Genomic DNA, 12,560 nt, shown 5'->3' with positions numbered 1-12,560 from the left:
TAAAGACAATCTTTTTTGTGTCTTGATTATTTATTTCGAATAAGGAAATTCTCTTTATATCAACCATTTGATATAAAAGGCAAACTTATTGTAAAAGTGGTGCCTTTGTTTAAATCACTGGTAAATGTAATCCGGCCTCCATGGATTTCTAAAATTCTTTGACAAAGAGATAACCCAAGTCCTGTTCCGCTGGTATTTTCGACATTCGACCCTCGCAAATAAGGTTGAAATATCAAATCTTTGTCTTTAGAAGGAATGCCAATTCCCTGATCCAAAATTTGTATACTGACTTTATTTTTTTGTTTTCTTGTTTTGATTTTTACGGGTAGTTCTTCAGGAGAATATTTTATTGCATTGGAGAGGATATTAAGGATAACGTGTTTTATTAATATCTTGTCGATATTGACGAGAATTTTGCTTTCGAAAGTGAAAAATTCTATTCTGTGTCCCGATTTATTTCGTTCTTTAAATACATCGACAATTTCTTTCAGATAATTGGCCAGGTCAACAATATTTGGATTGTAGTTTAGCTTTCCCCTCTCGTTAATTGGCGATTTTCCGGCCCAGTTCAATGCATCCAAAAGTGACTTTACACTTTTCTTTATTTTTTTTACTTTTAATGAACGTTCGTTGGGAGACATTTTATCGAAGTACACTTCCAGCGATTCAGCAGTAGAATGAATTATCGCTAAAGGAGATTTAAATTCATGTGAAGTAAGTGACATAAGTTGACTTTTTGTTTGGTTTAGTTCTTTTTCTCTCTTTAAGTTTGACAACAGAGTAGACTCGTGAAATTTATAGTTTGAAATATCTGTAAAAAAAGCAAGCATCCTCAAAGGTTTGCCTTGTTTATCTTTTTCTACAATCTTTCCCTGTTCGTGTATCCATTTATATAAACCATTTTTACAAAGAACCCGATATTCTATTTTATGAATATCTTTTTTACCCTTGATGTGTAGTGAGAGGCTTTTATTTAATTTTGACAAATCTTCAGGGTGGACAAATGCACTCCAACTATAAAAATTGCTTATGATTTCACCACGTTCATAGCCTAATAGTTTTTCAAGATGAGATGAAAAATGAGTTGTATTTGTGATTAAATCCCAATCCCATATTCCATCTTTATCACTTAAGAGTTGGAATAAAAAACATGCTTGATTGTTGGTTATACTCTTTAGCGTTTTTGAATTTGTGTTGTAGTTATTAATATCTAGTTTTCTCTTTATTTTATATTTGGAGACTATTGGGAATTGGGATAGAAGACAAGTGTCATTTTTTTCATTGGTAACGGTAATAGCTCTTTTATTGTTGTTGGTTGTTTGTATCGTTTTGAACGGATGATTTGAAACAGCAACTTTACTATGTGTGTTATCCTTATGTTGTACTTCCAGTTTTTTTTGTAAATGACAGAGATACAGGGTTGAACCGATCTGGGCTGATATACAGTTAAACAGAGATTTTTTTTGTTTGGAGTTGAAGTACTCTCTTTTTGTTATAACCAACAATGAGCCAAATAGTTTGTTGTTGAATTTTATAGGATAAAAATGTTTGTATAAAGTTTTTGTCTCTTGTTTCTTTTCCCCTTCATAATAAAATTCATCAGTTCCTCCTTCAGTTGCTAATTTATATTCATCATCGTTTTTTTTTAATGTTTTGAAGAGAGGCAGTATTTTATCACTTAGATTACTTTTTGCCAAAAAAAGTGAGCTCTTTAAACTGTCTGACAGATAGATTCCTGTTCCTAGAATATAGTTGATATTATCGAAATAACTGATTGTGTGGCTAAAGACTTCCGCCTCGGTAGATGAATTTGCTAGTTTAATAATCAGGTTGGTATAATGGCTGCATTCTGTATCCATTTTTGAAAGCAATATTTCAAAAGGTTTTCACGATAACAAATTGTTACTAAAATTAGATTTTTTTTTGTAAAACGATCCGTTAAATACAAAAAACTCAGTCCAATACAACAATTGTTTCTGATAGAATATTGTGTTTCAAGGAGAAAGTGTTGGATTGAGTTCTGGCGATATCCCCATTTTTTATGGATTGAACTAATATATAAAACATATTTCTTCGTTAAAGAACGAACTGATGCTTTAGTGTATATTACTTATATTTAGAGAACGGGCTTCTTTTATTTGGTTAAAAATTGTTATTTTATGAAATTTGTTTTGAATATTTGATTGTTTTGTGTTCTAATATACTCCCTGTTAAACTTTTTTATGACTAGATGTATTTACTGCAATCAGAATAAACCAGAAGAACTCTTTTTTAATGAGAAAGTTTTGGTGTGCGAAGATTGCAGAAAGAAAAATACGTTGGACATAATTGAGTCTTTTTGTTTGTCTTCATTTATTGATAATTCGCTTGAAATGGCGGAAATTCTAATGAAGTTTCCCGACTTTAAAATGCATTGTCCGGAACACCATTATCTTGTACCAGCAGTGCTTTTGGCGTCGTATAGCAAGGCTGTTGGGAAAGAGGAAAAGTTGGAATCCTGGTTGAAAATAGCCAGAAACCGGGCAGAAAAAGTTCCGGGAGCCTTTTGTGGAACACACGGCAGTTGTGGAGCAGCCGTAGGAACCGGCATTTTTGTGAGTTCGATTACAGGAGCAACACCTTTGAGTTCGGAAGAATGGAGTTTATGCAATTCCATTGTAGGTCGGTCTCTTCTGGCAATGTCTCGCTACGGTGGACCCCGATGCTGTAAACGCGTAACCTATATTGCCTTACAAGAAACCGCAAAGTTTCTGAAGGACAGAATGGCTGTAAAACTTGATATTCCGGAAAATATCGAATGTAGTTTTTTTCTGCAAAATGAAGAACAGTGCCTGAAAGAAGAATGTCCTTTTTATCCCAACAAATAAATATGTTTATTTTAACACCACCTTTGCAAATACCGGTAAGTGGTCGGACGGGAACCTGTGATTCGTAAATTCACTTAATGCCGCATATTTTTTTACATCAATTTCACCATATGTAAAGATATAGTCAATCCTGTTTTCAAGCGGTGCATCAAGTTTGAATCCCTGAAATGTTCCCTCCGGACCGTAAGGAGGTTCTTCTGACACTTCGCGGCTATCGTTTAAATATTTTTTTAGCAGTTGAATTGGTTCGGTATCCGGTGTGAGATTAAAATCTCCGGTTAAAATTACAGGTAAATTTTTGTTCTGAACCATTTCCCGGATCTTTTTATAAATAAGTGAAGCTGAATTTTTGCGTGCTTCATTTCCTCTATGATCAAAATGTGTGTTAAAAACCAGAAATTGTTTTCCGGTTACTTTTGACTGAAATTTACCCCAGGTTACAATTCTGTTTAGCGCCGCATCCCAGCCCTTACTCGGTTTTTCTGGTGTTTCCGAGAGCCAGAATGTACCCTTTTCCAACAAAATAAATTTCTTGGGATTATAAAAAATAGGAGAAAACTCTCCTCCTTTCATACCATCGTCACGTCCAACGCCAAACCATTCATATTCCGGAAGTTGTGTTTTTAAATCTTCTATCTGTCCAACAAGAGCTTCCTGCATTCCAAAAATATCTGCTTCATGGAAACGGATTAGTCCACTTACCATTTCAACTCGGTTTGGCCAGGCATTTACTCCGTCATTGGATGTATTGTACCTGATATTAAAACTTATAATATTCATTTGTTGAGCAAAAATTGTAGCTGGCAATACCAATAATATGAACAGGATTTGTTTTTTCATTTTTCACAAAAATTATAAGGTTGATATTTAGCGATATCTTGTTTTCCTTCAACGATTGTTTTTCGGCTTTCTGTTTCGCCTTTTATGACATAATTGTAGCAAAAGTCAGTAATTACATCTAAATATTCTTTCATTGGTTTATTGGCCATTTCATGACCGGCACCACACGATGTGTGTAACCAATATGGAACCTCCAGTTGGTCGAGTTTTTGGGCAATAGTATATGAACCATGAAGAACCAGGTATCCCGGGCTTCCTTTCTTGCAGTAATGGTGAGGCGCGGTTGCGTAAGGAACCAGGTTATCATCAGTCCCGTGAAATAAAAGAGACGGGATAGCAGATTCATCGTAAATTACGGTAGTATCGGGAATTGCTCCGGCCATTCCAATCACCCCCGCATAAGAAACAGGGCCTGAATCAAGTCCGTAACAGTAGGGTGGTTGATAAGCTGTATTTAAAACGGTTTCCGCCCCGGCACTACTGCCTGCAATTATGATTTTTTGGGGATCGATGCCGAACTCAAGCCGGTTTTGAATCAGAAAAAAAGTGGCATCCTGTAAATCTTCTACCGCTGCATAAAAAGTATTTATTTTTTCCTCTGCCGGGCACTCACATCCAAATCCTCCTTCTTTGTCTTTTCGTGTCAGCCGGTAAGAAATGGATGCGGTAACGTAACCATATTTTGCCAGCTCTGAACAAAACTTTTGAATATCTTCGCTGTCTCTCTGACCCACACGGAAACCTCCGCCATGGACGTAAATTATTGTTGCACGTTGCGTTTCAGCATCATATTCCGGCAGATAAATATCCAGATCCAGATTTTCACCGTCTTTTGATGCATAAGTCAGCGTTTGTACAGAAACCTCATCAGTAATTAATTCCTGATACCTTTCCTGGGCTGTAATCGTGATTGTATAAAGCAGAATGAGAAATAACGGGATTACACGTTTCATTTTTCTTTTTTTTGCGAATATAAAGTTAAAGTTGCAAAGTAAATAAAAAAAGATGGAACCTGAATTTTCAGATTCCATCAAAATACCCCGTTTAAATGATGCGGTAAAACAAATTGAACCCGCCGTATAATCTATCTTCCAAAATATTTATGTTCCTAAATTACATTTTAAAAAAATCAAAAAACAAACCAAATGATTTATATTTCTGTATATTAGTTATTTGTGTTGTTTTTTTGTAATTAGTGGATGTTCAAAATGGGACAACAATTCTAAAATATGGGTAGGATTTAGAGAAATTTTAAAACAATAGTTGGGTATTTTTTGATAAAATCAGCTCATGTCGAAGCAACCATTTTTTTCGTTCAATGCCACCGGCATAGCCTGTTAATTTTCCATTGGAGCCAATAATCCGGTGGCAGGGAATAATAATTGGAATTGGATTTTTTCCGTTAGCCAGGCCAACTGCTCTTGTGTTTTTTTCAGAACCTGAAATTTTTGCAATGTCGAGATATGATGCTGTTTCTCCAAACGAAACTTCTTGTACAAGGTTCCATACCTTTTGCTGGAAATCAGTACCTTTGGGTTTAAGTTTTAGGCGAAATTTTTTACGTTTACCTTCAAAATATTCAGTAAGTTGTTTTTTTGTTTTAATGAGTATTTCGGGTAAATCATTGTCTGATGGTTTTTGAGTGTCTTTAAACTCAACACTCAGCAGAAAAACAGAGTCCGATGTTAGTTTTAGCCAGCCAACGGGCGACTCCAAAAATGTAATATATAATTTTTCTTCCATAAAAAATCCGATATCAAAGATACCGGATTTTTTGACTTGTCGTTATCGATTTTTAATAACGTTCTCGTTTTGTATATTTGGTATGAAGCAAATGATGGGAAACTTCTCCCAGCGGTTCCTTTAAGAAATCGCGGTAAAGCTTTTGTACTTCCGGATTTTCATGCGATTTTCTGAGAGCTAATTCACTGTCCTCTGTGTAAATTGCTTCTGCCCGTTTTCTGCGAATTTCAGGGTTTGTAGGAATAGGTTGTCCTCCGCCTCCCAAACAACCACCGGGACAAGCCATAAATTCAATAAAATGATAGTCAGCTTTCCCCGATTTTACAGAATCCATAACTGTTTTCGCATTTACAAGCCCGTGAGCAATGGCACATTTTAATTCAATACCATCAAGAAAAGCCCATTCTTTTAACGGATTTTCAATTTTTACTGAGGCTTCTCTGACTCCTTCCATTCCCCGAACAGGAGTAATGTCCAGGTTTTTAAACGGAACCTCACGCCCGGTTACAATCTCATATGCTGTTCTCAACGCAGCTTCCATAACGCCACCTGTTGCTCCGAAAATTACAGCCGCACCAGTTGATTCACCCATTAATCTGTCATATTTTACGGGTTTCAGTTTGTTAAAATCCAACCCCGCCTGTTTAATTAAGATTGCTAATTCGCGGGTGGTTAAAACGTAATCTACATCCCGGTACCCGCTGTCGTGCATTTCCGGACGGTATGCTTCAAATTTTTTAGCAGTACAAGGCATAATTGAAACCGAAATAATATTTTCCGGTTCCAGATTTCTTGCCTTGGCATAATATGTTTTAACCAGGGCGCCAAACATTTGTTGGGGAGATTTACATGTAGAAAGGTGCTCCAGGTGTTCGGGATACATGTGTTCGATATATTTTATCCAGCCTGGTGAACACGACGTTGCCATAGGAAGGCTTACACTTTCGTCTTTATCAACCAAAGCTTTTTTTAACCGGGTTAATAATTCTGTTCCTTCCTCCATAATTGTAAGGTCAGCTGTGAAGTCAGTATCAAGAACGGAATCAAAACCTAATCTTTTAAGCGCTGCGACCATTTGTCCGGTAACACGCGAACCTGGCTCCAGACCCAGTTCTTCACCTAAACCCACTCGGACGGCCGGAGCTGTTTGAACGACAACGTGTTTATTCGGATTTGCAATTGCTTCCCAAACTTCTTCAATATAATTTTTTTCAACCAAAGCACCGGTCGGGCAGTGGTTTACACACTGTCCGCAGTTGGTACAAACAACGTCACGCATAGCTTTTTCAAAGAAGGTGGTTATTTTCATTTTGTCTCCTTTGTGAGCTACGGTCAGAGCGTTTACTCCCTGTAATTCAGCACATGTGCGAACACACCGCTGACAACGAATACATTTACTGTCGTCTTTTATGATAGACGGAGAAAACATATCAATAGTATAATTCTTTAAAGGCACCAACTCCAGAAAATCCTGTGTCATTATTTTATATTCAGAAGCGAGTTCCTGCAACTCGCAGTTGCCATTTCTGTAGCATTTGGTGCAATCGGCATTGTGCTCTGCCAATAAAAGTTCAATAATGTGTTTTCTTGAGTTTCGTACTTTTAAGCTGTTGGTGAGAATTTCCATCCCCTCTTCAACTGGTGTAGCGCAAGCTGCCGAAAGTCGGTTTTGCCCAACCACTTCAACAACACAAACTCTGCAGTTTCCCGCTACGCATAAATCTTTGTGGTAGCACAATGTTGGTATTTTAATCCCTTGTTCATCCGCAGCCTCAAGTATGGTTTTCCCTTTTGCTATTTCAACCGGAAAACCGTTAATGGATATATTTAATTTGTTTGCCATTTTTTTATTTTCGATGGGTTAGTAAATCATTTCTTCGCGGAAGTTCTCAACAATAGAGGAGAAGGAATTTGCTACAGACTGCCCCAAACCACATTTAGCGGTTAATTGCATCGTTTCCGTTAGGCGTAATAGTTTGTCAAGATACGATGCGGGTTTGTCACCTCTTTTTACTGCTTTGATGCCAAGCAGCAACTGCTGACATCCCACTCTGCAAGGAGTGCATTGTCCGCAACACTCTTCACGGAAGAACTCAAGATAATTATCAAGAACATTAAACATTGAACGCGAACTGTTAAAAAGCATCATTGAACCACCGGTAGGAAGTGATATACCTGTGAGTTTTCCTTTGAAGCCAATGGCTGCGTCTTTGAACTTTTTACGTGGAACAAGGAAACCGGAAGCTCCTCCCACCTGAACGGCTTTAGTATCTCCATCGCCAAATTCGTAAACAAAGTCCTGAAGGCTCATTCCCAATTCAAGTTCATAAATACCGGGTTTGGGAGTATCTCCCGAAACAGAAAACAGTTTTGTTCCACGGGAATATTGAACGCCTAAATCATAGAATTTTTTTGCTCCGTATTTAAAAATCGTAAATGTATGGACTAACGTTTCAACATTGTTTATTACAGTCGGTGAGCCTTTAAAACCCGCTTGTGTTGGAAATGGTGGCTTATTTCGTGGTTCACCTCGTTTCCCTTCGAGCGACTCCATTAAAGCCGTTTCTTCGCCGCAAATATAGGCTCCGCTACCCATAAACACTTTTATCTTAAAATCAAGGTTTATTTCTTTGCAGTAATATTCAAATTCTGCAATTTCTTTGTTTAGCTCTTCTTCCAGAAATTTATATTCACCTCTGAGGTAAATAAAACCTTCTTTTGCTCCTGTAACATAACCACAAACGGCCATTGCCGTGAGAACTTTATAAGGAACTTTTGACAGAATCTCTCTGTCTTTAAATGTTCCCGGTTCTCCTTCGTCAGCGTTACATATTACATACTTCTTTTCAGCTTTTGCTTCAGATGTAAGTTTCCATTTTAGTCCGGTTGGGAATCCTGCGCCGCCGCGTCCTTTTAACTCTGAACTGATAAGCTCATTTATTAGCTCCTGAGGTTTCTTTTTGATGGTAGTTGAGAGAACTTTTTCCCAGTCATTTTCATTTCTGAAAATAAAATCTACCCTTTTTAATTGATACGAATTTGCCATTTTCCCTTTTTTAAATTGAACCGTTTTGTTTCATATAATCCGAAAGAATTTCTCTAACCTTTTCAGGTGTGAGGTCAGTATAAACTTCGTTGTTGATCATCATAGCCGGAGCTTTGTGGCACCAGCCGAGGCAGTTCGTTTCCAAAAGAGTAAAACGATTGTCGGGAGTAGTTTCTCCCAGCTTAATCTTTAACATGTCCTGAATGGCAAAAAGTACCTGACCTTTCCCTTTCATAGCACATGTAATGGTTTTACACACCCGAATGGTGTACTTTCCTGTTGGCTTGGTTTCAAGAAAAGAATAGAATGTAGCCGTTCCGTAGACCTCAGAAGCAGGAATATCCATTTCGCGGGCAATTTCTACCATGGAGTATTCTGACAGAAAATTTTCGCGCTCAATTACCCCCTGCATTATCGGGAGAAGATTTTCCCGTTGTCTTCCATATTGGTCGGCTAGATTTTGAATTAAAGACTTTATGGGATCCATAAAAATAATTTAAGTTATTAATCAGTTTATTAGTTGTTTTTATTGTTAAGTAGAGCGCCAGTTAAGGCTTGGTCAATTGTTCTTTTTTATTGTTTAAATAAAGAAATTTTTCTCTATTTGTAATAACAAAAGTAAACAGATGTTTATTAATAAACGAGAATAATGTTGCTTAACATTGCTGTTGTTCAGCATGATTCTGTTTTTATAAAACAAGAAAAATTTAAATAACTTATTTTATATGATATTTGTCAAATTTGACGCGTATTCTGATTAAACCTTGAAAAAGAGAATCTTATTATTTAGACTTAATTAATATAATGTTTTTTTAACATTAAATTCATGTTTAAGGCAACCATTTTGGTGTCTTTTTTGTCTATATTCATAGAGCCATAAAAACAGTAAACAATGTATTATCCATGAAAGCAATTTTAAAACTTCCATTTGTATTTTTATTCGGGCTTTTCCCTGTTATAGGGAACGCTCAGTACATCACCATTTCAGGTTATATTACCGATTTTTTAACAGGAGGGGCTATCGAAAATGCCACTGTATTTGAAAAAAGTTCGGGTATTGGAACGATTACCGATAAGGACGGGTTTTATAAATTAGTTTTGAGACCCGGGAAGATGAATATAACTTTTTCAGATAATGGTTTTGAAGCCTTTGTTCAGAAATTGACAGTAACCAATGACACGACTTTAATGATTCAGTTAAAATCGGAAAAATGGGTAAAGGAGCATGAAAAAGCAGAGGCTGATCTTCAAACTGGTATCGGAGATAAAAAGATTCCTGAAGAACGAAAAAAGTTTTGGTTTTTCTAAAAAGTTTTTATTTAACTAGTTCTTTTATCGCTTTTCCCTGGCATTTGTCTGGCAGTGGAATATTTAAGAGCGTTGCTAATGTCGGAACCAAATCCACCGCAAAATATTTTTCGTTGATATTCATCGGCTGAATCTTTGCACCGTAAAATACAAGCGGTATGTGGGATTGGTCTGTATAATTTACTTTTTTGTATTTGTAACTCGGTTGCCATCCTTCTTTCAAAACATATAAAAAGTCGCCTGAGCGGCCTTTAGAATAGGATTTGTAAAGTGGGGCAAGTAAACCATTTGCTGAACTCCCCTGTTCCAGTTGATAGGCCGGTAAAGCAACCTGAACTCCTTCAAACTGGTTAATAAAATTGGAGGTTACATCCCGCATATTATTGAGGTCAAGTTTATTTTTCTCAATTAAATCGTGATCTAGATATACCTGTAGATCAGTATAATGCTCAATCCACTTTGCTTCACCGTATGCGATATTTAAATAGGATGTGAGTAGGGCGATGGCACTTTCAGGCATAAAATTATCAACGGGAAGGTTAAATTCTTCTTTTAAATAATTTACCGGGTACGAAGTTGAAGTGTTGGCTGTCAGGAAAAATAAAACATTATTTTTCCCGTATTTTTTTTCAACGGCACTTATCAGTTCTCCTATGTATTGGTCAAGATAAAGATAAGTGTCTTCCATTTCCATAGAAGCAGGCCCAAACGAAACATTTTCATAGTCCATCGATGAAAAGACAACTGATATAAAATCTGTCGCGTTATCGCTTCCAATATCCTCATTTTCCATCAGCCTCAGCGTAAAATCCTTCACAATAAGGTTGGCATACGGTGTCGTTTTTAAAGGGCGGAAATCTTCTGAACGTTTTATATATTTACTAATGGTATGCGGAAAAGTATTCCATTTATCATAGTAGCCTTTTTCAAGAATATAATCGTCTGCAACGCTTTCGTTGTAGGAGGTTTCCGGAAGTAAAGTCGTCCAGTTCCGATAACTGTACATTTCCGGTTGATTTTCGCTGTTGTAAATACGGACCCAGTCGGGAAAAGTACTAACATAAAAAGAACTTGAGATCATACGTCCCGATTCCACATCAAACCAGTAAGCAGCATCTGCTGAATGACCTGCCGAAAAAATAGCAGATTCCCTGTTCATAGCCACGCTGAATACCTTTGATTTACCAAGAGTAAGGATTTTTAGATTATCGGTTATCGTGTTTGAAAGCAATTTCACTGGCGATGCATTTCCAGCATCGGTGTCAGCGCCAACAGTAAAATAGTAGTTGTCTTCAGTGCAGTCCAATTCCTTTTCCTTTAGCCTGTCGTACCATGTTTTGTCAATAATGCCATGTATGGAAGGATTTACACCTGTATAGAGGGTGGCCGTTCCGCTTGCATAACTTTGGATGTGTTGAGTGATATTTATGTTTGAACAAACTGCTCCTTGTGTGTATAGTTTTTTAAAACCGTTACTCTGGAATTTATTCCAGTAACGCTGAATATAATCGGGGCGCATATTTTCAACCACAATCCCGACAGCCACTTTGGGTTGGCTCTGAACCCCTGTTGTGGATTGAGCCATTAACGGATTTGCAAACCAACTGGTAATTAATAAAATAAAAATTACAACCGCTCCTTGTTTCATAATGTTAAAATTTGGCTGCCTAAAGTAGTAAAAGTTCAAACTCTAAACAAAGAAAACGAAGAATCATAAAAAATATTCTTCTTTGTAATACCCTATATATTAGTCTTTTAATAAATTGTTGTTTTTTTATCCTAAAAAATACTTTTTTGAAGTAGGGTAGAGTGTCTTTTATGCGGAGTACATAAAAAATAACTTAAAATTTATTGTCATGAAAAAAGTTTTTGGATTTGGATTTTTATTACTTGGTGTTGTTTTATTTTCATGTCAGAATAATGACAAGCAGGGCGGGCAATTAACCAGTGAGGAATTATCGGAGAAATCTACTCAGATTGCGATGGACGAAATTGCAATGGAGAGTGCTACGACAGAACTCGACTATGAAGTTGATTTTTATGCCAATGCTGAATTTGTATTGTCTCAGTGGATGGGAATGGGCAAACGTTGGGGCTGGATGAATGGACTGCGTTACAAGTACAATCACTGCCCTGATTTAACTATTGAAAATGAAGATGGAGGTTATCCCAAAACCATTACACTTGATTATGGCGATAGTACGGTTTTACGGAGTGGGAAAGTGTTAAGCGGTGTGGTGATAATTGAAATATCGGGACCCCGGTCGGATGGGGATTATACCCGGTTTATAACTTACGAAGATTTTGGAGTCGATTCATTGGTAGTTAATGGAACTGCACAAGTAACTGTCGACCGTGAAAACAGTGTTTTCAGAACATTTACCAGCGATCTTGTATTTCTACTTGCTGACGGAACTTCCATTAATCGTACATCGGTTCGTGAGTGGGAGTGGATTGAAGGAATAGATTCCGAAATGGATCAAACCGACGATATGGTGCAAATTACAGGGTATACAAATGCGACTACTTCCGAAGGAGACGAATACATGAAAGAGATAATAGAACCGCTTATCAGGACACGCAATTGCCGTTTTATTGTGCAGGGAGTTGTTGAAATAACTTTAAATGGAGAACTGCTCTCATCGCTTGATTACGGCGACGGAGAATGCAATGATGTTGCAATTTTAACCCAAGACGGAGAAACTGCTGAAGTGGATTTGTCAGTGAGGAAATGCAGGTTCAAATAGATTGGAGTA

At 37.1% G+C, this 12,560-nt stretch carries 11 protein-coding genes; 3 read left to right on the top strand and 8 right to left on the bottom strand.

What is annotated here, in order from left to right:
* Positions 1-59: 59 nt before the first annotated feature.
* The gene (locus K5G00_RS15760) at positions 60-1,859 is read right to left on the bottom strand and encodes a PAS domain-containing sensor histidine kinase (RefSeq protein ID WP_238767143.1); all 1,800 of its coding nucleotides are present in this window, start codon (positions 1,857-1,859) and stop codon (positions 60-62) included.
* A gap of 363 nt (positions 1,860-2,222) precedes the next feature.
* Here K5G00_RS15760 and K5G00_RS15755 point away from each other — a divergent pair, with 363 nt between their 5' ends.
* On the top strand, positions 2,223-2,867 hold the full coding sequence (locus K5G00_RS15755; RefSeq protein ID WP_238767142.1) for a DUF5714 domain-containing protein: 645 nt from the start codon (positions 2,223-2,225) through the stop codon (positions 2,865-2,867).
* Positions 2,868-2,873: 6 nt separating this feature from the next.
* Here the strand turns inward: K5G00_RS15755 and K5G00_RS15750 are convergent, their stop codons facing one another.
* The 6 genes from K5G00_RS15750 to nuoE all read right to left on the bottom strand — a co-directional run bounded on the left by K5G00_RS15750 (position 2,874) and on the right by nuoE (position 8,983).
* Positions 2,874-3,707: an endonuclease/exonuclease/phosphatase family protein gene (locus K5G00_RS15750; RefSeq protein ID WP_238767141.1), complete on the bottom strand. Its 834-nt coding sequence runs from the start codon at positions 3,705-3,707 to the stop codon at positions 2,874-2,876.
* Positions 3,704-4,660 (bottom strand): alpha/beta hydrolase, encoded by a 957-nt coding sequence (locus tag K5G00_RS15745; RefSeq protein ID WP_238767140.1) that lies wholly within the window; start codon positions 4,658-4,660, stop codon positions 3,704-3,706. The genes K5G00_RS15750 and K5G00_RS15745 overlap by 4 nt, the downstream gene beginning before the upstream one ends.
* A gap of 298 nt (positions 4,661-4,958) precedes the next feature.
* Positions 4,959-5,450, bottom strand: coding sequence for a methylated-DNA--[protein]-cysteine S-methyltransferase (locus K5G00_RS15740; RefSeq protein WP_238767139.1), 492 nt, complete (start codon positions 5,448-5,450; stop codon positions 4,959-4,961).
* A gap of 52 nt (positions 5,451-5,502) precedes the next feature.
* The gene (locus tag K5G00_RS15735) at positions 5,503-7,293 is read right to left on the bottom strand and encodes an NADH-dependent [FeFe] hydrogenase, group A6 (RefSeq protein ID WP_238767138.1); all 1,791 of its coding nucleotides are present in this window, start codon (positions 7,291-7,293) and stop codon (positions 5,503-5,505) included.
* Between the two features lie 18 nt (positions 7,294-7,311).
* Positions 7,312-8,496, bottom strand: coding sequence for an NADH-ubiquinone oxidoreductase-F iron-sulfur binding region domain-containing protein (locus tag K5G00_RS15730; RefSeq protein WP_238767137.1), 1,185 nt, complete (start codon positions 8,494-8,496; stop codon positions 7,312-7,314).
* A gap of 10 nt (positions 8,497-8,506) precedes the next feature.
* Positions 8,507-8,983 (bottom strand): NADH-quinone oxidoreductase subunit NuoE, encoded by a 477-nt coding sequence (nuoE, locus tag K5G00_RS15725; RefSeq protein WP_238767136.1) that lies wholly within the window; start codon positions 8,981-8,983, stop codon positions 8,507-8,509.
* Between the two features lie 416 nt (positions 8,984-9,399).
* Here nuoE and K5G00_RS15720 point away from each other — a divergent pair, with 416 nt between their 5' ends.
* Complete coding sequence (locus K5G00_RS15720; protein ID WP_238767135.1) at positions 9,400-9,804, top strand: carboxypeptidase-like regulatory domain-containing protein; 405 nt, start codon at positions 9,400-9,402, stop codon at positions 9,802-9,804.
* Positions 9,805-9,811: 7 nt separating this feature from the next.
* Here the strand turns inward: K5G00_RS15720 and K5G00_RS15715 are convergent, their stop codons facing one another.
* A complete protein-coding gene (locus tag K5G00_RS15715; RefSeq protein WP_238767134.1) occupies positions 9,812-11,452 on the bottom strand; it encodes an alkaline phosphatase family protein in 1,641 nt (546 codons plus the stop codon).
* A gap of 208 nt (positions 11,453-11,660) precedes the next feature.
* Here K5G00_RS15715 and K5G00_RS15710 point away from each other — a divergent pair, with 208 nt between their 5' ends.
* A complete protein-coding gene (locus K5G00_RS15710; RefSeq protein WP_238767133.1) occupies positions 11,661-12,551 on the top strand; it encodes a hypothetical protein in 891 nt (296 codons plus the stop codon).
* Positions 12,552-12,560 lie beyond the last annotated feature (9 nt).

Origin of the sequence: Maribellus maritimus (assembly GCF_022267315.1) — a bacterium.
Lineage (GTDB): Bacteria > Bacteroidota > Bacteroidia > Bacteroidales > Prolixibacteraceae > Draconibacterium > Draconibacterium maritimum.
Note: the sequence above shows the minus strand (reverse complement) of the source record. Positions and strands in the feature narration are given on the sequence as shown.

Excerpts from the sequence above, each read along its gene's own strand:
- K5G00_RS15735 (WP_238767138.1), bottom strand. The coding sequence starts at position 7,293 with ATGGCAAACAAATTAAATATATCCATTAACGGTTTTCCGGTTGAAATA.
- K5G00_RS15710 (WP_238767133.1), top strand. The coding sequence starts at position 11,661 with ATGAAAAAAGTTTTTGGATTTGGATTTTTATTACTTGGTGTTGTTTTA.
- K5G00_RS15740 (WP_238767139.1), bottom strand. The coding sequence starts at position 5,450 with ATGGAAGAAAAATTATATATTACATTTTTGGAGTCGCCCGTTGGCTGG.
- K5G00_RS15745 (WP_238767140.1), bottom strand. The coding sequence starts at position 4,660 with ATGAAACGTGTAATCCCGTTATTTCTCATTCTGCTTTATACAATCACG.
- K5G00_RS15760 (WP_238767143.1), bottom strand. The coding sequence starts at position 1,859 with ATGGATACAGAATGCAGCCATTATACCAACCTGATTATTAAACTAGCA.
- K5G00_RS15720 (WP_238767135.1), top strand. The coding sequence starts at position 9,400 with ATGAAAGCAATTTTAAAACTTCCATTTGTATTTTTATTCGGGCTTTTC.
- nuoE (WP_238767136.1), bottom strand. The coding sequence starts at position 8,983 with ATGGATCCCATAAAGTCTTTAATTCAAAATCTAGCCGACCAATATGGA.
- K5G00_RS15755 (WP_238767142.1), top strand. The coding sequence starts at position 2,223 with ATGACTAGATGTATTTACTGCAATCAGAATAAACCAGAAGAACTCTTT.
- K5G00_RS15730 (WP_238767137.1), bottom strand. The coding sequence starts at position 8,496 with ATGGCAAATTCGTATCAATTAAAAAGGGTAGATTTTATTTTCAGAAAT.
- K5G00_RS15750 (WP_238767141.1), bottom strand. The coding sequence starts at position 3,707 with ATGAAAAAACAAATCCTGTTCATATTATTGGTATTGCCAGCTACAATT.
- K5G00_RS15715 (WP_238767134.1), bottom strand. The coding sequence starts at position 11,452 with ATGAAACAAGGAGCGGTTGTAATTTTTATTTTATTAATTACCAGTTGG.